A 25,590-nucleotide genomic window follows, 5' to 3' on the forward strand; every position below is an offset into this window, starting at 1 on the left:
TCGGTCGCATCCGCGAATACTCTAGACTGTGCCCTTCCCACCCGTGGAGCCTCGCCATGTCCTCACGGATCACCGGCATCGGCCAGATCGCTGTCACCGTCAGCGACGTCGATGCAGCGCTGTCGTTCTATCGCGACATCCTCGAGCTGCCCTTCCTGTTCCGCCCCGCCACCAACCTGGCGTTTCTCGATGCGGGCGGCATACGGTTGATGCTGTCGACACCCCAGGGCCACGGCAACGTTGGCAGCAATTCCATCCTCTACTTCAAGGTCCCGGACATCGAGCACAGTTTTCGCGCCCTGCTCGATCACGGCGCGGTGGGCGAACGCGAGCCGCAGGCGACCGCGGAGCTATCCGACCACACGCTATGGCTGGCCTTTCTGCGCGATCCCGACGGGAATCTGGTGGGCCTGATGGAAGAGCGCGCCAGGGCCTAGCTGCCCTCGCAAGATCGACCCGGCAAGCCCACGCCTGGATGCACGCCAAATGGTCCTGGCGTGCACCGCCCTTGCGGATCCGGCTTGCTTCCTTGACAACGCGCGATCGGGGTGACGCTTCATCAAGGGTGCCCCCAGAACTGGAGGTCACTCCATTCGCCGAGGCCCGACACCACGGACCGGTCATCGGCGACTTTGGGACTTACAGCGTGAAGTCGTACTGCAACTGCAGTCGCGCATAACACGGCCTGTTGAAGTACTTGGGCAGCTTGTAATGGGTGTACTGCGTTTCGCGCCCGCTGTTGGAAATGGTTTCGTACTGTTCGTAGACAAAGGTCGGTGAATCGTTGTCGAACAGGTTGATCACCGAGAGCTGCATGCTCAGGCCTTTTGCCCATGAGGGCTGATAGATCACGTTCGGGCTGACCGTCCACAGCCACGGCGTGCGTCCCGAGAGCCACGCTGCTCAATGCCAGTCGCCGTCGGCGGTTGCAATGCATCGCCTCGTCGTGCTGTGAGCATTCGCAGTGACCGATGGATCTTTCGCGGTGCGTGACGTCGGCGTGCGCAGGGTCACAAATTCGTGCGCGTCGCTGAGAACACTCGAGCGGCGCCATCCCGCGCTCACGAAAAGGACTTTCCAATGACACGGTCTCGTATTATCGGCTCGTTGCTCGCCATCGCCGCGCTGTCCATCGGCGTGAGCAGCGCACCAGTGACTATCGAGCCCAATGACGGCAACCACTTGGCCTCGCCGTTCACCATGGGCGGCAATTGCAACGTCTACTCCAACAACAACCAGGTCTCGGGCACCGTGATCGCGCAGGGCGCCAAGGTGCTTGCGTCCTGGAGCGTGCGGTGTACGGGCGTGGGGACGGCTACCATGGTCAGGATCCACGACCGCTACCAGGTTCAGGTGCTCCCGAACGGCACGTGGGGCTATATCTTCGACAGCAACACACAAGGCAGCAGCGCCTATCTGCCGAACCTTTCACCGGGCTCCTATCGCATCGTGGGCTATAGCGCGCCGTCGACGGGTGGTGGCAACTTCACCCTGACATACAGCGGCCCCCTTTTCCTGAAGGCAGGGCGCTCAGGCCCTCACATCGACGCCTGCCGACGATGTGAGGGCACGGATGAAATCGGCCAGCTTACTGGTGGTGGCTTCCACCTCGGCATAGCCGGCGCTGCATTCCTTGAACAACGGCAGGCCCTTCATGCACTGTATCGCGCCCTCCTGCCGCTTGAGCACCTGCAATAGGTTGATGGGCGCGTCGCCATCCACCTGCTGCACAATCATGGTTCCGGCCGAAATGCCGGAGATCTGTCCCTCAGCAAACAGCGTCGACGCGAGCTTGGCCAGTTGGGTGGGCCGGATATTGGTAAGGTCCACGCCTTTGAGCGCATGCTTGACCTTGTCGGAGGCAGACGCCAGCGCAGCTTGAGTGGAGCTGTTCTCGATGGGGTTATCGACGTAGCCGCTGTCGTTGGAAAACCGGCGTTGCAGCTTGGCTCCGTTGGAACGGGGCGATGGCGTCCTGATCGGCGGGATATGCATGGGTCTATCCTGGTGTCCTTGACGAGTCCGCCGCTAGGCGGGGCATCCTTGAGTGAAAGGCTTCCTCGTCTCAGGTATCGACGCTGGAGCGCCGCTCCTTTATGCCGCTTGGCATCGGTTGCAGGTAGGGATTTGCCACGCCTGTCGTTGGGAATATGCGGACGCAGCGTCAGTGCAGCCTCATCCTACGGAACGTGAGTAGTTAACTTGATTTAACTACCTCCAGTCCGTGCCTGCCTGGCCCGTGCCTGCCTGTCTTTCTGCGCGATCCCGAAGGGAATCTGGTGGGCCTGATGGAAGAGCGCCCCAGGGCCTAGCTGCCTTCGCAAGATTGACCCGGCAAGCTCACGCCCGGATGCACGCCAAATGTTCCTGGCGTGCACCGCCCTTGCGGATCCGGCTTGCTTCCTTGACGACGCGCGATCGGGGTGACGCTTCATCAAGGGTGCCCCCAGGACTGGAGGTCACTCCATTCGCCTAGGCCCGACACCACTGGCCGGTCATCGGCGACTTAGGACTTACAGCGTGAAGTCGTACTGCAACTGCAGTCGCGCATAACGCGGCGTGTTGAAGTACTTGGGCAGCTTGTAGTGTGTGTACTGCGTTTTGCGCCCGCTGTTGGAAATGGTTTCGTACTGTTCGTAGACAAAGGTCGGTGAGTCGTTGTCGAACAGGTTGATCACCGAGAGCTGCATGCTCAGGCCTTTTGCCCACGAGGGCTGATAGATCACGTTCGGGCTGACCGTCCACAGCCACGGCGTGCGTCCCGAGGTTCCCTCCGCGCTGACTTCGCCGTTGCAGACATGGAACTGCGCGCCATAGCCGAAGCGGGTACCCAGCGTACCGCCGCCACCGCCATAGCAGCTGATCGGCGCACCCGATTGCGCCAGCAAATTGAGGCCTGCCGACCACTCGGGCGTGAACTTGTAAGCGCCGTAGAGCTTGATGGCGTGCCGGCGATCGTTGGGCAGGTAGCCATTGGCGCCGACCATGATTTCCGGGAAATCGAAATCCGACGTGGTGCCGGTATCGTCCTGGCCGTTGCTGGATTTCACCAGGCCCTCGGTGTTGCCGTAGCTCTTGGACCAAGTGTAGGAGGCGTTGACGTAGTACTTCTCGGATTGCTTCTCGGCGCTGAACACCACGCCTTGATAAGAACGCTTGGCGCGCGGCCCCAAGGTGCTGCCGGGGATCGTCACGTTGAACGTGCGAGGCGAGCCGTCCAGTGTGGTCGTCAACGTAAGCGCACTTCCCGGATTGTAGATCCAGCAGCCGCCCATGCCGGTTGGAACGGACCACTGGTCGTCCCAAGCATCGCCCATGCCCTGCTTCACTGCCTCCGCGTAGAACGGGCGCGAATCGCAGGTGTCGTCGATCGTCGTGCGCAAGTTTCGATAAGTGGCCTTGACGCCGACTGTCCAGTTGTCGAGGAAGCTGTTGTTGCTGCGCAAGCTCTTCTGAAAACCCAGGATGTACTCATCCTGCACATAGGGTTTCAAATCCTTCGATGCCACCGCCCGCGGATTGGGCGTACTGCCATCCTCACCGTTGAGGATGTAATGGCCCTGGCTGCCGGACTTGCCCACCAGCACCGGTGAGCCGTCGGGATTGATGGCCGTGTAGAGGCTGTCGTCTTCGGTATAGAGCGAGGCCGTCGCCGCGCGCAAAGCGACGTTGGCCGCGATCGGCAAGGAGTAACGACCTGCACTGCCTGCGACCTTGAACGAGGCATCACCCATCACGTCCCAGGAAAAGCCCAAGCGCGGCTGCCAGATATTTTCCTGTTTGACGAAGCTTTCTCCGGCGCCGTTCCTGTTGTTGAAGCTGTCATTGCGCAGGCCGCCATACAGAAGCAGCTTGTCGGTCGCCTGCCAATGGTCTTCCACGTACCAGGCCTTCTGGTCGACGTCGATACGACCTCCCGTACGGAAGTTGTACGTCATCACCAGACCCGGCGCTTTCGCCGTGGGCTTGGAGTAGTAGGAATGATAAGCGCCGCCCGAGTAGGAGCTGCCCGCAGCCGAGGACCAGGTTTCGTCGGAATAACCGGCGCCGAGATCGTGATCGCCGAGCTTCCAGTCCAGATCTATGCGCCACGCCTTGCGCTGATCCTTCCCTCCGTAGAGATCGACGGAACTCGCAAGGGAACAGGTTGCTGGCCCCCATGGCGTTCCGTTGTACGCGGTATACGCGCAGCCGGAGGCCGGTGCATTGATATCGCCGTTGTAGCGGGTCGTGATGCCGGTCGGGCTGACCGTATAGGTGGAATTGGCGCTGTCCATCTTGCCCCACTGAGCAGTCAGCGTCAGATCGTCGGTGAGGTAGTCGGTGTACTTGACGATTTGCGTCAGGCCACCGAACTTGCTGTGAAGATCGCCCTTGTAGGTTGTCTTGGATGGCACGCCGTCGACATAGGGGGCGTTGTAGTAGCTGTAGGTATTGCTGTCCGTATTGTTGAAACCGGTGTATTCGACGTGGTTGGCATCGTTGATATTCCAGTCGAGCTTCACCACCCAGTACGGGCTCTTGGTGGTGAGGTCGTTTGCGGTAGACGTCGAGTTCGCATTGCTCAGGCTTGTGGTGGAAGAAGCGCTATAGGTGGTGCTGCTCGACCTGGTGAACTCGCCCAACGCAAAGAGGAATAGCTTGTCCTTGATCAGCGGGCCACCCAACCATGCGTCGTATGTGTTGCTGCTACTGCTGTTTTTATCGTAGTCGCGGAAGGTCGTGCCGTTATCACGCTTGACGTTGGGTGCATTCTCTCGCGCCCAGTTCGGAGCAGTGGTCCAACTCACACCGCCCTTCCACTCGTTCGTGCCACGCTTGATATTGACCGAGGTCACACCACCGGTAGACAGCCCGTACTGCGCCCCGTAGCCGCCGGTTTGCACATCCAGCTGTTCGATGGCCTGAAACGGCACTTTGCCGAACGACAAATTGTTATAGAGATTGGTGACATTGAATCCATTGACGAAATAGCTGTTCTCGGCGACCGACGAGCCGCCGAAGGACGGCAGGTTGCCGAATACGCCATTTCCCTTGGTCACGCCCGGAGCGAGCGTCGCCACGCTGACGATGTCGCGCGGCACCGGCAGCGCGTTGAGCTGCGAGGCCGAGAAGGTGGTACGCGTTTCCGACGAGCTGACGTCGATGGACGAGATCGCATGCGCATTGACCGTCACGGTGCTCAGGCGCGTCGCCTGGGCAGCGTCGGTGCCGAGATCGAGTTGCGTGGTCTGGCCGGCCAACACGGTCACCTGGCTGGTGTTCTGCCGATGGCCGTCGCGCAACAGCTGTACTTCATATCGGCCGCTGGGCAACGACGACACGCGAAACTTTCCGTCGGCGGCCAACTCAACCGAGCGGGAAAAACCCGAATCCAGACCCTTGATGACCACGACTGCGCCGCTGGCGTAAGTCGCAGTGCCTGAGATGTCGCCCGCCGTACTCTGCGCCAGCACACTGGCACTGCCCAGGCTCAGGGCGATGGCCAGCACCAGCAGGCGTAAATCGAACGAAGGCGATCCGCTACGAGAAATCATTTCGAGTTGCTCCCCAGTGAAAGGCGATAGCGGTCCGTGTCGGTGTCGTCGACACCAACGCAAGCGCGCTCCGGATGCAGCGCCCTCCGCGCTGCGGGAAGCAGACAATCAAAACGTGCTTAACAAGTCAAACGTGGTCTTTTTCTTACAAAAATCACAAGAATGGCTTGGTGATTGGACTCACCAAAGCCAGGTTTAACTTGCCTACAAGAAAATCAATCGATACCTACTCAGGCTTCGCAGATCGACTGAAAGAAGCCTGCGATTTGGCTGACATCCCTGGTGGCCGTGCGCGCAACAAGGCGCTGTCGTTGCGCTTTGACGTGTCCAAAGAAGCCGTGCGCCAGTGGTTCAAGGGACAGGCTTTTCCCGAAACGGCCCGGCTGGCCAAGGTGGCGGAGGAGTTCGAGTGCAGCCTGGATTGGCTGATCCTGGGCCGCCTGCCATCTTCCGGGCAGGTACGCGAACCGGGAGGCGCCTATAAGGTCTTGACCGAGCAGGAGCGCACCGTCATTACCGCCATGCGCAAGTTGAATGCCCGTCGCCGCAACGCCCTGGTGCAACTGCTGGCCGATAGCGAGGGCTAGCTCCGTTCCCCGTTCGCAACCCGCCGGAAGGCACGGCTAAGGGCGGGCCGAAATCAAGGTTCAGCCAGAGCCTGCAGTGCATCGAGGCGGAAGTCCCATTCCTCCGCGGGCCGGCAAGAGGCTAGCCTCTGCGGTTCTTGGCGGTGTGTAACACATTGATTTGGCGATCTGAGCGATGACTCGGGTTATTGTAGTAACGTAACTACAAATAACCTGCAGGAGCGCCATCATGACGATCACGACCCTATCGAGCCGGGAGCTCAATCAGGACGTCACCAAGGCCAAGAAAGCCACCAAGGAGGGCCCAGTGTTCATCACGGATCGAGGCAAGCCGGCGCATGTGCTGTTGAGCATCGAGGAATACCAGCGCCTTACAGGGGGGCGTCAGAAGATTGCCGATCTGTTGGCCATGCCCGGCGTCGAGGACATCGAGCTGGACATCCCGCGGCCGGGCGACATCGCTCGACCAGCAGACTTGTCCTGATGCTTGTTCTCGACACCAACGTCGTTTCTGAACTACGCAAGGTGCGTAGTGGCAAGGCCGATTCGTGTGTAGCGCAGTGGGCCGAAAGCGTGGATGTTGCCGACCTGTTCGTTTCCGCGATCACGATCCAGGAACTGGAATCGGGCGTTTTGCTGGCCGAGCGCAGAGACCCCTCACAGGGCGCAGTGCTACGCGCATGGCTGAATAGTCATGTGTTGCCTGCCTTCGCTGGCCGCGTCCTGCCAGTCGACACTGCCGTGGCGCAGCGAAGCGCGAAGCTGCACATCCCCGACCCGCAATCGCTGCGGGACAGTTTAATTGCCGCTACGGCGCTCGTGCACGGGATGACGGTGGTGACGCGAAACGTGGCCGACTTTGCCGCGTCCCGCGTCAACATCATCAATCCTTGGACATGGGAGGCTTAGCCGTGGATATCGGCTGACGCCTCGCTCAGTACCGCTGCATCCCTTCCACATGGCACTGCCCCACGCTCTTGCTCGCAGCGGCGGCGCCGGCATCGTCGCCGGCGTGTTGGCGCAGCTCGGCAATGGTCTGCCAGTTGCGTGCACACAACGGGCCCAGCTTCGGACCCAGATCCCATGAGCGGTGGGCCAGCTGCTCGGCGTTGGCGTAATCCTTCAGGCGGATGGCCAGCTCGGCGCGGTCCTGCAGCAGGTCCGGCGAGCTGGGGCTGATCTTCAGCGCCTGGTCGAGTTTGGTGGCGGCTTCATTGTATTTGCCGACGCGCAGGTCGCCTTCGGCGGCGTCCTGCAGCGAGGCCACGCCCGGATCGCGCAGCGGGTTCACGTCGATGGCCGATTTCTCTTTGTCGCCGGCCGCGTGGATGGCCGCCAGCATCTGATCGTCGGACATGGTCGGACGCGTGGCCTGCGACGGCGCCGTGGGCTGGCTGCATGCCGCGAGCAAGAGGACGGCCAACGAGGCGGGCGCGGCGGAAAGACGAAGGGCACGAGCAAACATGATCAATCCCGGATAGGAGCGGAGGATGCCGGCGCAGGGGATCCGTCGCCGCCGCTGAAGAAATTGCCGACGTGCTGCCAGAAGCAGCCTTCGGCGTCCTGTGACAGTGTACCGGCGACCACCGGCACCTGCCGCGCTCCTTCGCAACCCTCTTCCGAACGCTTGCCGTTGGCGGGGTTGATCCACGCCATTTCCAGGCCCTGGCCCGGCGCCGCCGGCAGTGGGCGCGTGGGCAATTTCTTGAACAGCTCCTGCCACGCGCGCAGGCTGCCGGTGGCACCGTACATGCCGCTGGGCTTGTTGTCGTCGCGGCCCATCCAGAACACCGCGAGGTGATCACCGGTGAAACCGGCGAACCAGCTGTCGCGCATGTCGTTGCTGGTACCGGTCTTGCCCGCCGCATTGAGATAGGCCAGGCCCGAACTGCCGATGGACGCGGCCGTGCCCGAGCGCGTGACCTGCTGCATGGCCCAGGTCACCAGCCGCACCGCCGGCTGGTATTCGCCGGCACCGGTCTTCACTTCGTAGCGCTTGATGGTCTGGCCGCGCGCATCCACCACGCCGCGCACCGCCAGCGGCGGCAGTGCATGGCCATCGGCGGCGATGTACTGATAGAGCTGGGTGGCCTGCAGCGGCGACATGTCGACGGCGCCGATCAACAACGAGGGACTCGGGTTGACGTTGGCGAGACCAAACGATTCGAGAAACGCCTTGATGCGCGACACGCCAATGTTCATGCCCAGATTGATCGTGGCGAGATTCCACGAATGCACCAGCGCGTCGACCATCGGCACCGCGCCGTGCACATCGCCTTCGTCGTTCTTGGGCGTCCAGAAACTGCCGTCGGGCTGGCGCATGCTGATGGGCGAATCCTCGACGGGACTGGCGAGGTTCCATCGTTCCGGATTGGTCAGCGCCACCAGGTAGACCAGCGGCTTCACCAGCGAACCGATCTGGCGTTTTGCATCGAGCGCGCGATTGAAGCCCTGATCGCCCGGCACCTTGCTGCCGACAATGGCGAGTACCGCGCCGGTCTGTGCTTCGGTCACCACCGCTGCAGCCTGCGCCGCCTCGCCACGCTTGCCCAGTCCGCCCAAGGTGGTAGTGATCGCCTGTTCGGCGTACACCTGCGCTGCCGGGTCGAGCGTGGTAAAGATGCTCAGGTTGCCGTTGGACAGCGTCTCGTCGTCGAAGTCCGCGGTGGTTTGCAGACGCACCAGGTCCATGAAGGCCGGGAATCGATTGTGCGGCAGCTGTCCGTTGCTGACGATGCCCAGCGGCGCCGCCTTGTAACCGTTGGCTTGCTCGGCCGTGATCAAGCCGGTTTCGGTGAACTGGTCGATCACAAGATTGCGGCGCGACAACGCGCGATCCGGATAGCGGCGCGGATCGTAGTAGCTCGGCCCCTTCACCATGCCGATCAGCAGCGCCATTTCCTGTGGCTTGAGATCTTCCATGCGCCGGCCGAAGTAGAACTCCGACGCCGCGGCAAAACCGTGCACGGCCTGGCCGCCCTGCTGGCCGAGGAATACCTCGTTGACATAGGCCTCGAGGATGCGGCTCTTGTCGTAATGCGCTTCGATGAGGATGGACATCAGCGCTTCGTTCAATTTGCGCGAGACATGCTGCTCGCGATCGAGGAACAGGTTGCGCACGAGCTGCTGCGTCAGCGTCGAACCGCCCTGCACCGTGTGGCCGGCGCGCAGGTTGGCGAACGTCGCGCGCAGGATGGCCGTGAGATCGATGCCGAAGTGATGCTTGAAGTCGCGGTCTTCCACTGCCTGCAGGCCGCCCAGCAAAAGCGGGGGCACGTCGCTGAGGCGCACGATGCGGCGCTCTTCCTGCTGCGAGCCGTACACCGTGGCAATGCGCGCGGGATCGAGATGGGTCGTCTCGATGGATTTGCCGTTGGCCAGATCCTTGACGCTGGCCACCTGCCCCTTGCCCAGCGCGACGCGGATGCGCTTGGGTACTTCGCCGCCGTCCGGGCCGGCATAGCCGCGCGAAGCGATGGTGTAGCTGCTGCCCTCCTTCATCCAGGTCCCGGCAACGTCGGCGTGGCCGTCGTTGCTATAGCCGGCGAAGGTCAGTTCGAGTTCCAGCGTCCCCGGCGTCATCGGCGTACCGGCCGACAGTGGCAGCGGCCTGGCGTAGATGCGCGTGGGTACCGCGAACACCAGATCGTTGAAGCGATCCTGCACACGCTTGTTGAGCACCATCGTGTACGGCAGCACGAAGCCGAACAGCAGTCCCATGCAGACCCAGAACGGAATGCGGATCCAGAGCCAGACGGCACTGAAGATCGAGCGGAGACGGGTCATGAAGTCCAAGTAGGGGCAATCCTGAACAGGGAGGCTCCGGGATCATAGGGCCTGCTTCCCGGCGGGCATCTGAACGCGGGCGGGGATTTCTGGCGAGTAGCGGGCACCGGTGAGGCGTCGCCAGGGTTGTAGGAGCGCACTTGTGCGCGACCGGTCCGCCTCGGAGCCGCCTACCGGCGGCGGTCGCGCACAAGTGCGCTCCTACAATGGGGGCTGCGGTTGCCAGCAGGTTGCGTCGGGCCGGAACGGACGGGGCGAGACGCCCAGCAGCCGTTGCAAATCGCTGTTGTCGGCGATCAGGTCGGCTTCCAACCGTGTCAACGGGCCGCGCAGACGCGGCACGGCGTAGCGTCCCAGGCGCAGCAGCGTGGCCGGAATCGGCACCGGCACGGTGGACGTGGTCAGGCTGCGGCGCACGCGCGCGAACATCTCACCCGCGGTGAGCCGTTCGCCGCCACCCAGCGGCACGATCAAGCCAGCCGCTTCGGGATGATCGAGGGCAGCCACCACGGCGGCGGCAATATCGTCCGCATGCACCGGCTGGCGCAGGCCGCTGCCGGCCGGCAGCGGAAAGATGTGCAGCCGACTGGCGCGACGCGCGATCGGCGTCAGGCTCTTGTCGATGCCGGCGCCATAGATGAGCGTCGGCCGGAAAATAGTCCAAGGCATGCCTTGGCGGTCGCATGCGGCGGCGACGGCAAGCTCGCCATCGCGCAGCGACTGCGAGAGCTCGCGCTCGGCGGGCACATCCGAGGCCTGCTTGGACTCGGCGCTCATCGAACTGGTGGCGATGACGCGCGTGGCCGCCGGCAGCCCGGCCGACGCCAGCCATTGGGCAAACAGATTCAGCGGGCCGAAGTTGATCACGGCCGTGGGGCGGCCCACGTCGAAGAGCGGGCCGGGCAGCGCACCTTGCAGCCAATGGACGCCGGCTTGCGCCGGCCGCGACTGGCGACTCAGGGCAAGCACCGATTCGCCACGCGCACGCAGCCGCGGCAGCAGGAAATGGCCAATCTGACTGCTGGCCCCGAACACAAGCACCGTCATATCAGCCGCCCGATTGCAGACGCGCCGTCAACGTCGCCAGGCGCGGATTGCCGGGTGCAAGCTTGCGTGCGCTATCGAGCGCCTGCGCCGCGCTGGCGCGATCGCCGTTCTGCAATTCCCGTTCGGCCTGGTCCATCCATGCACCGGCGAGACGGTTACGCAGCTCGCCCTGGCTGGCGCTGCCCGGCGAGAGATCGGCCAGGTCGGCGAGTCGATTGCCTGCGGCTGGAAGATTGCCGCTGGCCAGCGCCTGGTTGAACTGCTGGACGGCCACGCCGGACAGCGACTCCAGCCCGTGACGCGCCGCTTCATTGTTGCCGTCCATGGCCAGGGCCTGGCGGTAGAGGTCATAGGCGCTCTCGCCCGGCGGCAGCATAAGGTTGCCCTGCCGCGCGGCCGCATCGGCGCGCTGGATGGTGCGGGCGAGTTCAGCGCTTTGCTGCGGCGTGAGCGGCGGATGCTGCAGGTTGTCGTTGCTGTCGGCTGCGACATCGCTGGCGATGTCGTTGGCGACCTGCGCTGAGTTTGCTTTGCGCCCTTCGCCACCGATGCGGGCACGCGCCGCCGCCAGATCGGCCGAATGCGGCGCGATGGCTGCCGCCTGATCCAGCAACTGGCGCGCATGCGCAGGGTCGGCGTTTTCGGCGGCGGCATTTGCCTGCACAATCAGCGCCTGCGCGACCTGGCCCATGCCGGCCTTGGCATCGGCGTTGTCCGGATCGATCGCCAGCGCCGCCTTGAAGTGCGCCAGCGCGGTGTCCTCGCCGGGACCCACGATGCGGCCATCGCGCAACGCGTCCTGGCCTTGCTTGATGGCATCGCTGAGAGCGCCGTTGTTCTGCTGGTTCTCTTGCACCAGCGCCGCACGCAGCGCGGGCAGTTCCGCGTAATTGGGCAGCAGCACGGCAAGACGATCGACCAGGGTCGCCGCCTGCGCGCGATCGCCTGCATCGAGCGCCTTGTGTACCTGGCCGGCGATCGCGTCGCCGACCTGTTCCAGGCCATGCTTGGCCACGGCGTTGTTGGGATCGGCCGCCAGCACGCGGCGATACAGCTCGCCTGCGCCATCGTCTCCTTCGAGCTTGCCCGCGGCGAACGCCTGCTGGGCCTGATCCACCAGGCGATCAGTAGGCACCGCACCGTTGCGCGCCGCCGCCAAGGCCTGGGTCAGCCGATCGACATCGCTCCCACCACCGAGCAGTTCGCGCGCCGCGGTGAGCGCCTGATCCGCTTCGTCCAGCTTGTGGGCCTGCAGTGCGGCATCCGCTCGCGCGATCTCGGCCTGACCCACGTTGCGCAGCCCGTCGCGGGCGCGGTCGTTGTCCGGCTGGAGGGCACGCGCCGCTTCGAACAACTCACGCGCGCTGCTGCCGTCGTTGCCATCGAGATGGCCTTCCTGCAGCGCCGTTTCCGCGCGCCCCAGAATGCCGTCCAGTTCGGTGTTCGGCACCAAGCCGCGCAGCCTGTCCTGGCCGATCCACAGTGAGGTACCGATGCCGATGGCAATCAGCACTACCACCGGCACCAGCCAGCCCCGGCGCTTGGGACGATGCACCGGCGGGCGCGACGACCCGCCGCGACGCAGGTCGGGATCCAGCGTGAACTTGGGCAGCCCGTCGTCCTCCCGGGACTGGGGCGCCGGCCCGTCCAGGCTGTCGAGGTTGCCAAGGGTGGGCTCGGTGCGGCCCGACACCCCGTGGTCGTGCTGGTCTTTGCGTCCGTTCATGGGTTCACGAAGGTGGGTTAACGAAGGCAGCTTAACATTGCGCCGCTGCGACTCCCGGGTGGGAACGCGCAGTGTTCAGGCTCCGCTGACGCGGCGTGCGTCGACCACGTTGGGCAGCGCCACCAGCCGGCTCAGCAGGCCCGACAGCTGTTCGAAGTCGCGTACACGCAGGGTGAAGCGCATCTCCACTTCGCCGGTGTGGCCCAGCAGCCGGCTGGACGAGGCGATGATGTGCGTGCCCATGTTGCTGATCAGGCTGGTGACGTCCTTCTGCAAGCCTTTGCGGTCATAGCCGCTCAACTCGATGTCCACTTCATAGGCCCGGGCGGCAGCCTTGCCCCACTCCACCTCGATCACCCGATCCGGATCGCGCCGCGCCAGCCGTGCCAGGCTGGCGCAATCGGCACGATGCACGGACACGCCGCGGCCGCGCGTCACAAAGCCGCGCACCGGATCACCGGGCAATGGCTGGCAGCAGCGTGCAAGCGTGGTGAGCAGGTTGCCGACACCCTCGATGCTGAGTGCGCTGTGATCGCGCAGCGCCTGCCTTGCCTGCGCGGCAGCCGAGGGCGGCGGCGCGGCAGGCGGTGGCGCTGCCGCTTCTTGCAACACGCGTGCGATCTGGCCAGGCGCCACTTCGCCGAGCGCCAGCGCCACCAGCAATTCGTCGTGCGTCTTCAGATGAAAATGCGCGGGCAACTTGCCGATGTCCGCCGCGGGCAGCGCAAGCCGCTTGATCTCCTTTTCGAAGATCGCACGACCGGCGGCGAGATTGGCATCGTGCGCAATGCGACGGAACCACGTGCGCACTTTTTCCTTGGCGCGCGAGGTATGCAGATAACCGTGATGCGAGGACAGCCAGTCACGACTGGGCTCGGCCACTTTCGCCGTCAGCACCTCGATGCGATCGCCACTGGAAGGCTGGAACGTCAGCGGCACGATCCGTCCGTTGACCTTGGCCCCGCGGCAGCGATGACCCACCTCGGTGTGCACGTGATAAGCGAAATCCAGCACCGTGGCGCCGTGAGGCAGGTCTACCACTTCGCCCTTGGGCGTGAGCACGTAGACGCGGTCTTCCAGCAACTCGGTATGCAGTTCGGCGGCCAGATCGCCTTCGCTGTCCGGACGCGGTTCCAGCAGGCGGCGCATCCAGGCGATCTTCGCCTCGAACTCGCTGTCGCCGGCGCCGCCTTCCTTGTAGCGCCAGTGCGCGGCCACGCCAAGCTCGTTGATGCGGTGCATCTCGTGCGTGCGGATCTGCACTTCCAGCGTCTTGCCGCGCGGCCCGATCACCGCCGTATGCAGCGAGCGATAGTCGTTGCCCTTGGGGCGCGCGATGTAATCGTCGAACTCGCCCGGCAGGTGCGGCCACAGCGTATGCACCACGCCGAGCGCGCCGTAGCAATCGCCAACCGAATCCACCAGCACGCGAATGGCGCGGATGTCGTAGAGATCGGAGAACTCCAGCGCCTTACGCTGCATCTTCTTCCAGATCGAATAGATGTGTTTCGGCCGGCCGGCGAGTTCGGCGCGGATGCCGGCCGCCGCCAGCGAGCCCTGCAAGGCATCCAGCGATTCTCGGATGAAGTCTTCGCGATCGACGCGACGTTCGTCCAATAGCCGCGCAATGCGCTTGTAGGTTTCCGGTTGCAGGTAGCGGAAGCCCAGATCCTCCAGCTCCCACTTCAACTGCCAGATACCGAGGCGATTGGCCAGCGGTGCGTGGATGTCCTGCGTGAGGCGCGCCAGCTCCTGGCGCTCGTTGTCCGGCAGGCTGCTCGCCGCGCGCATGTGCGCCAGCTGGCGTGCCAGCAGGATGAACACCACGCGCAAGTCACGGATGATCGCCAGCAACAGGCGGCGCAGCCCTTCGGCGCCACGGTCGGTGCCGTGCTGGGCATGCAGCGCCCATACTTTTTCCGCGGCGAGCTGGCCGCTGACCAGCCGTTGCAGCTCGGGCGGCAGCCCGGCCTCGCGCAAGGCCCACAGGGCCGGATCGATCCGCGACACCTCGAACCAGAGGGCGGCGGCCTGGGTCTGGGCATCGCAGCCCAGCATGGCCAGCAGCTCCAGCACGTCGACGCATTCGGCCTGGTTCATGGGCAGCACCGCGCACGTGTCCAGCGCCTCGCCCAGCACGGGCGGCACGCTGCCGGCGCGTTCGTGCCACTCGGCGAGACCCGAGCTTGCATGGAGGACGGCTTGAACCATGCGGCTATTCTAGGGACGCTCTGGTCTATTGCACATGGGCGGCATGACTCCAGAGCGTGCGCAGGGTGCGAGGTGTGTCGCGGCCCAGGCTGGTTGCCTGGGCAAGACGCGCATCGCGCCCTGCGCACGCTCTGGAGATCACCCGGAGGGCCGTCTCTGTCTGCCCGCAGCTGTGCGTCGCGCCGACTCGACAGGCCACCAGCCTGCCTTCGTCGTCGCAACACCCATCTGCGGGCAGACAGAGACGGTGACGCCCATGTGCAATAGACCAGAGCGTCCCTAGTGCAGTCACCCTGGTTGCCCGGCGCCTGCATGAACCGGCGATTCATGCCGTGTATGCTGCGCCAGCAACGCTTCACCCCTTGCCCCTAGAGGACTACCCCATGCGTCTGGCCCGTTCGCTGCTGTTGCTGATGAGTGTCGCTCTCGCCGTTCCCGCCGTCGCTTTCGCTGCCGACCAGTACGTACCGCTGCAGCAGCGCATGTCGCCGGAGGAATTCAAGGCGGCGGGCCTGGACAAACTGTCGCCGGATGAACTGAGCAACCTCGACAACTGGCTGAGCGGACACGGCAAGGTCGTGACCAAGGTGGTCGACCAGAGCGGCAAGCCGGTGTTCTACCCCACCACCGAAAAAGCCGGCCCAGTGCAGGCGCATGTGCAGGGTTCGTTCACGGGCTTTACCGGCCATACCCAGGTCACCCTCGACAACAACCAGGTGTGGCAGCAGAGCGACAGCACCCGCGTGTCCTGCATGTCCAGCGAGAATCCGAAGATCGCCATCCGCCGCTCGCTGATGGGCAACTGGATGGCGGCGGTGGACGGTTGCAATGACACTGCGCCGATGAGTCGCGTGAAGTAAATCTCGCCTGTAGGAGCGCACCCTGCGCGCGATTGGCGTGGCGATGTTCACGCGTCGCGCACAGGGTGCGCTCCCACAAATGATGACTCAGGCGAGGTTTTCCAGCGCGCGCATCAGGCGCTTGGCCGAGACCGGCTCGGCCGTCTTCAACTCCTGCGCGAACAGCGACACGCGCCACTCTTCGATCAGCCAGCGCAGTTCGTCCAGCGCTTCGGTACCGGCGGCGCGATGCTTGAGGTAATCGCGCCAGAACGGCAGCACCTGCAACAGGCGTTGCTGATCCTTGGCCGGATCCTGGCGCAGGCGCTCGGCACGCAAACGCATGGCCTTGAGATAGCGCGGATAGTGCGCCAGCCGTGATGTCGGTAGATCACGCAGGAAGCCGGGCGTGAGCAGCGCATCAAGCTGTTCGCGCAGATCGTCGTAGCTGGCCCGCGCAAAACCCATCAGCGGTGGTTGCAGCCAGGGTTTCAGATCAGCCTGCGCCTCGATGATGGGCTCGGCCAACTTCAATCGCTCGACGGCTGCGCCAAACAGTTCGCGGGCTGCCTGCGTGTGCAACGCCTCGAACGCCCCGGCTGTGCGCACATTGAGCTGGTAGCGTGACAGCAGGTCCTGCAAGCCGCCTTCGACCAGATCCTCGCGCAGGCCGTCCACGCCGCCGATTGGCGCGTATTTCAATGCGAGCGGATTGCCGACCGGCAGGCGACGACGCGCCTGTTTCATGTCGGTGGCCAAGGCGTTGCGCAACAGGCGAATCACGCCTTGCACGTGCGCTTCGCGTGCCTCGTCGCTGCGCTCGAACACGCGCAGCGCCACCGCGTCGCCCAGGTCGACCAGCGCCGGGAATGCGAGCAGGCCACCGGTCGAGCGCACCTGCTGTGGAATTTCTTCGAAGTCCCAGCTGGCGATGTCTTCACGGGTGAGCTCGATATCGGTCTTGCGCGAGAACGCCTCGCGCGCCTGGCCTTCCCATTGCGCGCGGATGGCGGCGAGGTCGCGCCCGGTCGCCAGCGTCTTGCCGTTTTCGTCGTGCAGGCGATAGCGCATGCGGAAGTGCGCAGGCAGCATCACCTGTTCGAATTCGGGGGCCGATATATCGACGCCGGTGGCGCGCTTGAGGAACACAGCAAGCGCCTTGGTCAGCAACTCGTCGCGCGGCGCTTCGGCTTCCACGAAGGCGCGTGCGAAATCCGGTGCCGGCACGAAGTTCCGTCGCAAGGCTTTGGGCAGTCCTCGTATCAGCTCGGCGATTTTTTCAGCGAGCAGACCCGGTACCAGCCACTCGCAACGCGCGGCGGGCAAGGCGTTCAACATGGCCAGCGGCAGATGCAGGGTGACGCCATCTGCATCGTCACCCGGGACGAATCGGTATTCGAGACGGTATTTCTGTGGCGGCAAATCCAACGACGCAGGGAATGCCTTGGGATCAAGGCCCGCACCACCGCTCATCACATCATCAAGCGACCAGCGCAGTGCAGCCTGTTCAGCCGGACGCGCCTTGCGATACCACGCATCCAATGCCCGACTGTCGGCGATGTCCTGCGGCAGCTTGCCCTCGAAGAAGCTGACCAGCTCGTCTTCATGGCGCAGCAAGCCTTCGCGGCGTTGCTTGGCCTCGATGCCGCGCGCATCTTCCAACACCCGCTGGTTGGCGCGGATGAAGTCAGCGCGCGCGTCGATATCGCAACGGGCCAGGGCTTCGCGCAGGAAGATCTGGTGCGCGAGCGCGGGATCCTGTTTCTGGAAGGTGACCGGCCGACGCTCGACCAGGGTGAGCCCAAACAAACTCACCTGCTCGTACGCGACCACGTGGCCGCGCTTGCGCGACCAGTGCGCGTCACGGCAGGACGCGCGCAACAGATGCGCGGCCTGCTGTTCGATCCATAGCGGCTCGACGCGTGCGCACATCATGCCCCACACGCGACCGCCGACATCGAGGATTTGTCCCGCGAAGATCCAGTTGGGCGGCACTTTCGAGAGTGACGAACCAGGGAACACCTGGAAGCGGCGTTCGCGCGTGCTGCGATAGACGCCCTTCTCGTCCTTGTGGCCCACCTGGGTGGGCAGGCCGGCGAGCAGGCTGCGATGGATGGCTTCGTACTGCTTCGCGGCCTCGTCGTCGCCCTTGCTCCCTCTCCCCTCCGGGGAGAGGGTTGGGGTGAGGGGCGGGTGCTCGCCCGACCCTTTCCTGTCACTTTTCTTTTCTACGGCAACAGCCGTCGCCTTTGTCGCGCCGCGCAAGGTTGGCCCCTCACCCCGGCCGGGAGAGGGAGAAGTGATGGCTTCTCGCGACGTCACTGCATCCAGCTTCCACCCCAGCTCCTGCACCACCAGCAACAACTGCCGGTGCAGCTCGCGCCATTCGCGCATGCGCATGAAGCTGAGGAAGTGCCGCGTACACCAGTCGCGCAGTTTGGACTGCGTGAGGTCTTCGTGCGCCTTGCCGTAGTCGCGCCACAGATTGAGCACACCAACGAAATCGGATTTCGGATCCGAAAATGCCGCATGCGCCGCATCGGCCTGCTGGCGCGCATCCGCCGGCCGCTCTCGGGGATCCTGGATGCTGAGGAAGGACACGATGGCGAGCACTTCGCGCAGGCTGTGCAACTGCTGCGCCTCCACCAGCATGCGCGCCAGCTGCACGTCGATCGGCAGCTTGGCGACGGTGCGGCCGGTGGGCGTCAGTCGCCGCGCATCGTCGATGGCGGAAATTTCCGCCAGGCGACGATAGCCGTCCGCCACTACGCGCGGATCGGGCGCTTCGAGGAACGGAAAGTCCTCCACTTCGCCCAGCTGCAGCGCCAGCATGCGCAGGATGACGTTGGCCAGCGAGGAGCGCAGCAATTCGGGATCGGTGTAGGCGGCGCGGCTCTCGAAATCGGCCTCGTCGTACAACCGGTAGCAAGTGCCGGGACCCACGCGACCGCAACGACCTTTTCGCTGGTCGGCGGCGGCCCGCGAAATCGGCTCCACGTGCAGGCGCTCTAGCTGGCTGCGCTGACTGTAACGCTTGACGCGCGCCTGGCCCGTGTCGATCACAAAGCGGATGCGGGGCACGGTGAGCGATGTTTCGGCGACGTTGGTGGCCAGCACCACGCGGCGCTTGATGCCCGGCTTGAAGACGCGATCCTGATCGCCCGCCGACAGACGCGCGTACAGCGGCATCACTTCGGTCTCGCGGTACTGGCGTCGCGAGAGCAGCAAATGCGCGTCGCGGATTTCGCGCTCGCCGGGCAGGAAGATCAACACGTCGCCGCGCGGGTCGTCATGGGTGATCTCATCGAGCACGGCGGCCACATGGTCGGCGCCACCCTGCTGCAGATCGCCCGCCCGCTGGCCACGCCGTGCGGCCACCTCGTCGACGGAGCGCCAGCGCACTTCCACCGGATAGGCGCGCCCTTCCACCGACACGATGGGCGCGCCGCTGAAGTGTTCCGCGAAACGTTCGGTATCGATGGTGGCCGAGGTGACGATGATCTTCAGCGACGGACGCTTCACCGCCAGTCGCTTCAGATATCCCAGCAGGAAATCGATGTTGAGGCTGCGTTCGTGCGCCTCGTCGATGATGATGGTGTCGTACGCGCTCAGCCACGGGTCGCCCTGCGTTTCCGCAAGCAGGATGCCGTCGGTCATGAACTTGACCAGGGTGCGATCGGACACCTGGTCGTTGAAGCGCACCTGGAAACCGACCTGCTCGCCCAGCGGGGTCGCCAGCTCTTCGGCCACGCGGCGAGCCACCGAGCGCGCTGCCAGCCGGCGCGGCTGGGTACAGCCGATCATGCCCGCTTCGCCACGTCCCGCCGCCAGGCAGAGCTTGGGCAATTGGGTGGTCTTGCCCGAACCCGTTTCGCCGGCGATCACCACCACTTGGTGCTTGCGGATCAGCTCGACGATTTCCTCGGCGCGCGCGGTGATCGGCAGCGATTCATCCAGCCGGATCGCCGGCTTGGCATCCGCACGCGCCTTGCGGCGGGCAACGGAAGCGTCGATATCGCGGGCAAGCGCAGCCAGCTTTTTCTCGTCGAACCGGCGCGACAGCTCGCGCCACCGGCTTAGCAGGCGGCCTTGGTCGCGGGTCGATACGTCGTCGAGCGCCTGGCGCAACGGACGCAGTCGCGCGTCGGTGGAGGCGGCGTTGGATGCGGTCGGGGTCATCGGACCGCAGATGATAGCCGCAGAGGGGCTAGTGCGGGACCGGTCAAAAGAACACAGCCGTCCTGCCGGTACCGGCTCGCACAGGGCGACGGACTGCGGCAGCTTGCCGCGCAAACCTCGATATGCGCCGGCGGCGACGCCAACTCCTTGCAGTAGGCCGTTCAAACAGGGTGATAGGTCAGACCTATCGCCAGCATCAGAAGGATTCATTTCCCCAACAGGTACCGGCTCACTAACCTGAGTCCAGCTTCCCTCCCATCACCCTCTCAAGGAGCACGACATGGCCATTTCCATCGGTATCGCCAAGAAGGACCGGGAACAGATTGGTGAGCAGCTGTCCAAGCTGCTGGCCGATACGTATTCGCTGTATCTGAAGACGCACAGCTTCCACTGGAACATCACCGGCCCGCAGTTCAACAGCCTGCACACCATGTTCGAGACGCAGTACAACGAACTTTGGCTGGCCGCCGACGAAGTGGCCGAGCGCATCCGCACGCTGGATGTATTCGCGCCGGGCTCTTATAGCCAGTTCGGCAAGCTCACCTCGATCAAGGAAGAAGCCGGCGTGCCGGACTGGAAGGAGATGGTGAGCCAGCTGGTTGATGGCCACGAGATCGCCGCCCACACCGCACGGCAAGTGATCAAGGTGGCCGATGGCGCAGGCGATGAAGGCACGGCCGATATCGTCACCGGTCGCCTGAAGGAACACGAGAAAACCGCCTGGATGCTGCGCTCGCTGCTGAAGTAAGCCGCCTCGACACCCTCGCTTTCAAAGCGAGGGTGTGTCGCGGTCCGCAGGCATCACGCTCAGGGCCGCGCCTCCAGCACGATGTTGAACGGCGTCTCCGCAGCACGCCGGAAGCGCTGGAAGCCGCCGCCGTCCACCACCACTTCGCGCAATTTCGCTTCACCCGCCTGGGCGCCCAGGGCGGGGCCGTGCCGCGCCAGCGACACCGGCACGCAGATCTGCGCCGATGCGCCGAAATAGACACGCCCCACTGGGTTGAGGTTGTCCTGCACGTGGTTGCCGGCGAACGGCTCGACGATCATGCAGTTGCCATCGGCCTTGAGCGCATCGCGCGCGTGCTTGGCGACACCTACCGGGTCGCCCATGTCGTGCAGGCAGTCGAAGAAGGCGATCAGGTCGAAATCCTTGCCTTTGTAGCCGGTGGCGTCGGCCACTTCGAATGAGGCGTTGACCACTCCCGCTTCGGCGGCACGTTCACGCGCTACGTCGATGGATGGTGCGTGATAGTCATAGCCCACGAACTGCGAGGTGGGAAAGGACTTGGCCATCAGAATGGTGCTTGCCCCATGTCCACAACCGACGTCGGCGGCCCGTCCGCCCTTACGCAATTTGTCCACTACGCCATCGAGGGCCGGCAGCCAGGCGCCGATCAGGTTGGCGTTGTAGCCGGCCCGGAAAAAGCGCTCGGTGCCATGGAACAGGCAGGGATGATGCTCGCCCCACTCCATGCCCTCACCATTGCGGAAGTGTTCCAGGGTGCGGCTCTTGGCATGGAACAGCGCCTCCACGATGGAATAAGCGCCTGGCACATCCACCGGACCGTGCGGGTCGGCCAGGCACAAGGCCTGCTCCTCGTTCAAGCCGTAGCGGCCGGAGGCTTCGTCGAATTCCACATAGCCGCCCGCGGCCTGGTTGCCCAGCCACTCGCGCACGTAGCGCTCGTAGGTGCCGGTGCGCTCGGCCAGCTCCGTCGGGGTCAGGCGTTCTTTCGCCAGCGCCTTGTAGAAGCCCAGCTCGTCGCCGATCTGGATCAGCGTGGCACTGATGGCGGCCCCCAGATCGCCAACGGCTCGTCCCAGGAAAGCGTGAAGTCTTTGTTCATCGATCGCCATGACAGTGCTCCGCGACACCGCCCTTGAGGGCAGTGGAGTAGGATGGAACTTCCTGGATACGCTGGCCGTGGCGAATGCGCCTGTCCCATACCGGACAGCGCGAAAGGACTAGGCCGGTGGCAGGAGCACGACATGCCACGCCCGTTGGGACACCTATCCGCAGGGGAATCGCAGGCGCCGTTGGCACCTGGCGCGGGTGTGCGCGTAGCCCTGTTGCAGCAGTTGCTCGACCAGCTGCTGATCGGCGTGATCCTGGTGGACGCGCAGGCCCAGCCCTCCTTTCTCAACCACCAGGCCCACGACCTGCTGGCGCGACGTGACGGCCTGCTGGTGGGCCCTGCCGGCCTGAAGGCGGCCAGCGCGGCGGACACGCGGCGGCTGCGGCACGCCATCGCCCTGACCGCCGCATCCGTGCGCAGCGACGGGCGCCCCTCGCGGCCCCATTACCTGGCTCTGCGGCGCCGCTCCCGTCGTGCCGCGCCCTGGCTGCTGCGTTTGTCGCCCCTGCCGGGCCCGCCGCCGGAAGTGGTGGTGCTCGTCACAACCCCTGAACATCTACGGCCGTTGCCGCCAGAAGCGCTGGCGGTGGCGTTCGGCCTGACCCCGCGTGAGGCGGCCCTGGCCGGCATGCTGGCCGATGGTCACGAGCTGCGCGACTGCGCCCGCCTGTTGGCCATGGCCGAGGGCACGGCGCGCAACCACCTCAAGCATGTCTTTGAAAAAACCGTCCAGCACAGCCAGGCCACTCTGGTCGCAGCACTGTGCCGGATGGCTGTTCCGTGCCGATGACAGCAGCCGGCCCAACCGCGGCCTGAGCTTACGCTGACCATCCCGGTCCATTTCGATTGAGACAAAAGCCCCGCATGGTTAAGCTTCCAATGCTTTTCGGCCTCGTGTGAGGCAGCCACGGGGATCGTTTTGAGCGCCAGTACGAGTCTGTTTTCATATTCCAAGTACCTCGCGTTGCGCTCGAGCGGCCGCCAGGCGGCAGTGCGTGGCGCAGCGCCTGCCTGGCTGGCAGGTCAAGCCGCGCGCTGCCGCCTGGCGGCCGCTCGAGCGCAACCCTTCGGGCCGGGTCTGTTTGCCCCCAGGGCCGCGTCATCACTCAGTCGTGTATCGACATACACTCCTTCGTTCTTCCTCGCCCTGCGGGCAAACAGCTCCCGGCGCGAGGCACTTGGAATATGAAAACAGACTCGACCAACCACGACAGCAAGCACCCCCTGCTCGCAGCCATATTGCTTGCCCTGATCGTGGCGGCCATGAACATCGGCCTCTGGTGGTGGAGCAACCTGCCGCACGGCCCGGAAAACTGGAATGGCCCGATCGGTGGCTTTGCCCTGTCCGCTTTCCAGCGCTACCAGAATCCGCTGAAGAACGATTTCCCGTCGGACGAGGAGATCGACAGCGACCTGAAGCTGCTCAAGCGCTACACATCGCGCATCCGCACGTATTCGACGCTGCAGAATCCACAGGTCTATCGCCTGGCGGAGAAGGACGGCCTGCAGGTCATGGCCGGCGCGTGGATCGACCGGCGCCTGGACAACAACGAAAACGAAGTCGAGACGCTGATTGCGCAGGCGCGTCGCTACCCCAACTCGATCAACCGCGTGATCGTGGGCAACGAGGTGCTGTTTCGCAACGATGTCCCGCCGGAACAGCTGATGGCGTATGCCGACCGCGTGCGTGCGGCGATCCATCAGCCGGTATCCATCGCCGAGCCGGAACATATCTGGATCAAATATCCGGAGCTGGTTGAGCACGTCGACTTCATCACGGTGCACCTGTTCCCTTATTGGAACGGAATCGACCGCAGCGCTGCCGTGGGCGCCGCCCTGGGCAGCTATGACAACCTGCACAAGCTGTACCCCAACAAGCCGATCGTGATCGGCGAAATCGGCTGGCCCTCCAACGGCGATCGCTACAAGTACGCCGACCCGTCGGTGTCCAATGAAGCGATCTTCCTGCGCACGTGGTTCAACGAAGCGAAGAAACGCAACATCGACTACTACGTGATGGAAGCGTTCGACCAGCCCTGGAAAGAAGCGCTGTCGGGTCGCACCGAAGCGTACTGGGGCATGTTCAACGCCGATCGCCAGCCCAAGTTCCCGTTCACCGGACCGGTGACCGAGGACACCGCGTGGCCGTGGAAGGCGCTGGGCGCCAGCCTGCTCGCGCTGGTTCCTATGATCTGGTTCGCCCGCCGCTATAGCCGTTTCAAGCTCACCGGCCGGTTCTTCTTCTGCGCGCTGATCCAGCTGGCCTGCGGCCTGGTCACCTGGTCGGCCACGCTGCCGTTCAATTTCTATCTGAGCTGGATCGACTGGACCATGCTGGTGCTGTTGTTCCCGGCCCAGATCGCGATCCTCGCCATCCTGCTGATCAACGGCTTTGAGTTCACCGAAGTGCTGTGGCGCCGCGGCTGGGTGCGTCATGCGGGACTGCTGCCGCCCGATCCGGTGGAGAAGCAGCCGTTCGTGTCGATCCACCTGGCCTGCTACAACGAGCCGCCGGAAATGGTGTTCGTCACGCTCGATTCGCTGGCCGAGCTCAAATACGAGAACTACGAAGTCCTGGTGATCGACAACAACACCAAGGACCCGGCGATCTGGAAGCCGGTGCAGGAATACTGCGAAAAGCTCGGCAGCAAGTTCCGCTTCTTCCATCTGGAACCGTGGCCGGGCTTCAAGGCCGGCGCGCTGAATTTCGGCCTGAAGGAAACCGATCCTCGTGCAGACGTGGTGGCAGTGATCGATGCCGACTACGTGGTGCGCGAAGACTGGCTCTCCTCGCTCACCGGTTACTTCCACGACCCCAAGGTGGCCGTGGTGCAGTGCCCGCAGGCGCATCGCGACTATGAGCACAACCGCTTCCGCCGCATGACCGCGTGGGAATACGACGGCTTCTTCCGCATCGGCATGCACCATCGCAACGAGCGCAACGCGATCATCCAGCACGGCACCATGACCATGGTGCGCCGCTCGGCGCTGGAAGGCACCGGCGGCTGGTCCGAATGGACCATCTGCGAAGACGCGGAGCTTGGCTTGCGCCTGATGCATGCCGGCTACGAGCTGGTCTACGTCGACGAACTGATGGGCAAGGGCCTCACCCCGGCGGACTTCAAGGCGTACAAGAGCCAGCGTTACCGCTGGGCTTTCGGCGCCATGCAGATCCTCAAGGGCCGCTGGAACTGGATGACCCAGAAGGGTCCGCTCAGCGCGGGCCAGCGCTTCCACTTCCTGACCGGCTGGTTCAGCTGGTTTGCCGATGCGCTGCACCTGATCTTCACCATGATGGCGATCTTCTGGACCGCGGGCATGGTGGCCTTCCCCACCATCTTCAACTTGCCGATGCAGTTGTTCCTGATCCCGGTGATCGGCTTCTTCTTTGCCAAGGCGATCTTCGGCATCGTGCTGTACCGCGTGCGCGTACCCTGCAGCTGGTACGACACCTTGATGGCGTCGCTGGCCAGCATGAGCCTGTCGCACGCGATCGCGCGCGGCATCCTGCATGGCCTGACGCGGGAGAAGACCTCGTTCGTGGTGACGGCCAAGAGCCGCCGCCTGGGCGGCAGCAATTTCGCCGCGTTTGCGCCGGTGCGCGAGGAATTCCTCATGGCCATCGCGCTGGTCGGCTGTATCGTCGGCATGGGCATGCGCTTTGGCACGCACTACGTCGAAGGCACGTTGTGGATGTTCATCCTCGCGGCACAGGCGATTCCGTACGTATCGGCGGTGATTGGCGCGTGGATTGCGCACAAGGCGGGCGACAAGGCGGGTTGATCTACCCGACTGTCGCCCGGTGCGCAGCTGGCTCAC

18 protein-coding genes are annotated in these 25,590 nt (G+C 64.3%); 8 read left to right on the forward strand and 10 right to left on the reverse strand.

Going from position 1 to position 25,590, the window contains the following annotated elements; all coding sequences use genetic code 11:
* The first annotated feature begins 56 nt into the window (after positions 1 to 56).
* Positions 57 to 437 (forward strand): VOC family protein, encoded by a 381-nt coding sequence (locus tag AB4Y82_RS10635; RefSeq protein WP_441603058.1) that lies wholly within the window; start codon positions 57 to 59, stop codon positions 435 to 437.
* Between the two features lie 202 nt (positions 438 to 639).
* On the opposite strand, the gene AB4Y82_RS10640 is transcribed toward AB4Y82_RS10635, so the two are convergent.
* From AB4Y82_RS10640 to AB4Y82_RS10650, 3 genes are all read right to left on the reverse strand, one after another.
* Positions 640 to 852: a hypothetical protein gene (locus tag AB4Y82_RS10640; protein ID WP_441603059.1), complete on the reverse strand. Its 213-nt coding sequence runs from the start codon at positions 850 to 852 to the stop codon at positions 640 to 642.
* A 678-nt stretch (positions 853 to 1,530) separates the two neighbouring features.
* The gene (locus AB4Y82_RS10645) at positions 1,531 to 1,995 is read right to left on the reverse strand and encodes a hypothetical protein (RefSeq protein WP_441603060.1); all 465 of its coding nucleotides are present in this window, start codon (positions 1,993 to 1,995) and stop codon (positions 1,531 to 1,533) included.
* 518 nt (positions 1,996 to 2,513) lie between these two features.
* The gene (locus tag AB4Y82_RS10650) at positions 2,514 to 5,537 is read right to left on the reverse strand and encodes a TonB-dependent receptor (protein WP_441611268.1); all 3,024 of its coding nucleotides are present in this window, start codon (positions 5,535 to 5,537) and stop codon (positions 2,514 to 2,516) included.
* A 266-nt stretch (positions 5,538 to 5,803) separates the two neighbouring features.
* Here AB4Y82_RS10650 and AB4Y82_RS10655 point away from each other — a divergent pair, with 266 nt between their 5' ends.
* The 3 genes from AB4Y82_RS10655 to AB4Y82_RS10665 all read left to right on the forward strand — a co-directional run bounded on the left by AB4Y82_RS10655 (position 5,804) and on the right by AB4Y82_RS10665 (position 7,033).
* Entirely contained in the window at positions 5,804 to 6,124 is a 321-nt protein-coding gene (locus AB4Y82_RS10655; RefSeq protein WP_441603063.1) for a helix-turn-helix domain-containing protein, read from the forward strand.
* Between the two features lie 229 nt (positions 6,125 to 6,353).
* Complete coding sequence (locus AB4Y82_RS10660; RefSeq protein ID WP_441603064.1) at positions 6,354 to 6,608, forward strand: type II toxin-antitoxin system Phd/YefM family antitoxin; 255 nt, start codon at positions 6,354 to 6,356, stop codon at positions 6,606 to 6,608.
* Positions 6,608 to 7,033, forward strand: a complete 426-nt coding sequence (locus AB4Y82_RS10665) for a type II toxin-antitoxin system VapC family toxin (protein ID WP_441603065.1) — start codon at positions 6,608 to 6,610, stop codon at positions 7,031 to 7,033. The genes AB4Y82_RS10660 and AB4Y82_RS10665 overlap by 1 nt, the downstream gene beginning before the upstream one ends.
* 25 nt (positions 7,034 to 7,058) lie before the next feature.
* Here the strand turns inward: AB4Y82_RS10665 and AB4Y82_RS10670 are convergent, their stop codons facing one another.
* From AB4Y82_RS10670 to AB4Y82_RS10690, 5 genes are all read right to left on the reverse strand, one after another.
* Entirely contained in the window at positions 7,059 to 7,589 is a 531-nt protein-coding gene (locus AB4Y82_RS10670; protein ID WP_441603066.1) for a tetratricopeptide repeat protein, read from the reverse strand.
* Between the two features lie 2 nt (positions 7,590 to 7,591).
* A complete protein-coding gene (gene mrcB / locus AB4Y82_RS10675; protein WP_441603067.1) occupies positions 7,592 to 9,919 on the reverse strand; it encodes a penicillin-binding protein 1B in 2,328 nt (775 codons plus the stop codon).
* A 192-nt stretch (positions 9,920 to 10,111) separates the two neighbouring features.
* A complete protein-coding gene (locus AB4Y82_RS10680; RefSeq protein ID WP_441603068.1) occupies positions 10,112 to 10,957 on the reverse strand; it encodes an SDR family oxidoreductase in 846 nt (281 codons plus the stop codon).
* 1 nt (position 10,958) lies between these two features.
* On the reverse strand, positions 10,959 to 12,683 hold the full coding sequence (locus tag AB4Y82_RS10685) for a hypothetical protein (protein ID WP_441603069.1): 1,725 nt from the start codon (positions 12,681 to 12,683) through the stop codon (positions 10,959 to 10,961).
* Between the two features lie 75 nt (positions 12,684 to 12,758).
* Positions 12,759 to 14,894, reverse strand: a complete 2,136-nt coding sequence (locus tag AB4Y82_RS10690) for a RelA/SpoT family protein (protein WP_441603070.1) — start codon at positions 14,892 to 14,894, stop codon at positions 12,759 to 12,761.
* A gap of 383 nt (positions 14,895 to 15,277) precedes the next feature.
* On the opposite strand from AB4Y82_RS10690, the gene AB4Y82_RS10695 reads away from it, so the two are divergent.
* Positions 15,278 to 15,754, forward strand: coding sequence for a hypothetical protein (locus AB4Y82_RS10695; protein WP_441603071.1), 477 nt, complete (start codon positions 15,278 to 15,280; stop codon positions 15,752 to 15,754).
* A gap of 87 nt (positions 15,755 to 15,841) precedes the next feature.
* Here the strand turns inward: AB4Y82_RS10695 and hrpA are convergent, their stop codons facing one another.
* Positions 15,842 to 19,912, reverse strand: coding sequence for an ATP-dependent RNA helicase HrpA (gene hrpA, locus AB4Y82_RS10700; RefSeq protein ID WP_441603072.1), 4,071 nt, complete (start codon positions 19,910 to 19,912; stop codon positions 15,842 to 15,844).
* Between the two features lie 280 nt (positions 19,913 to 20,192).
* Here hrpA and AB4Y82_RS10705 point away from each other — a divergent pair, with 280 nt between their 5' ends.
* Positions 20,193 to 20,660, forward strand: coding sequence for a Dps family protein (locus AB4Y82_RS10705; RefSeq protein ID WP_441603073.1), 468 nt, complete (start codon positions 20,193 to 20,195; stop codon positions 20,658 to 20,660).
* 59 nt (positions 20,661 to 20,719) lie between these two features.
* Here the strand turns inward: AB4Y82_RS10705 and AB4Y82_RS10710 are convergent, their stop codons facing one another.
* Positions 20,720 to 21,772: a class I SAM-dependent methyltransferase gene (locus AB4Y82_RS10710; RefSeq protein WP_441603074.1), complete on the reverse strand. Its 1,053-nt coding sequence runs from the start codon at positions 21,770 to 21,772 to the stop codon at positions 20,720 to 20,722.
* A gap of 132 nt (positions 21,773 to 21,904) precedes the next feature.
* Between AB4Y82_RS10710 and AB4Y82_RS10715 the strand changes: the two genes are divergently transcribed.
* Together AB4Y82_RS10715 and AB4Y82_RS10720 are read left to right on the forward strand one after the other, a co-directional pair.
* Positions 21,905 to 22,561 (forward strand): helix-turn-helix transcriptional regulator, encoded by a 657-nt coding sequence (locus AB4Y82_RS10715; protein ID WP_441603075.1) that lies wholly within the window; start codon positions 21,905 to 21,907, stop codon positions 22,559 to 22,561.
* A gap of 395 nt (positions 22,562 to 22,956) precedes the next feature.
* The gene (locus AB4Y82_RS10720; protein WP_441603076.1) at positions 22,957 to 25,554 is read left to right on the forward strand and encodes a glycosyltransferase family 2 protein; all 2,598 of its coding nucleotides are present in this window, start codon (positions 22,957 to 22,959) and stop codon (positions 25,552 to 25,554) included.
* Positions 25,555 to 25,590 lie beyond the last annotated feature (36 nt).

Origin of the sequence: Dyella sp. 2YAF14 (assembly GCF_052114725.1) — a bacterium.
Classification (GTDB): domain Bacteria; phylum Pseudomonadota; class Gammaproteobacteria; order Xanthomonadales; family Rhodanobacteraceae; genus Dyella.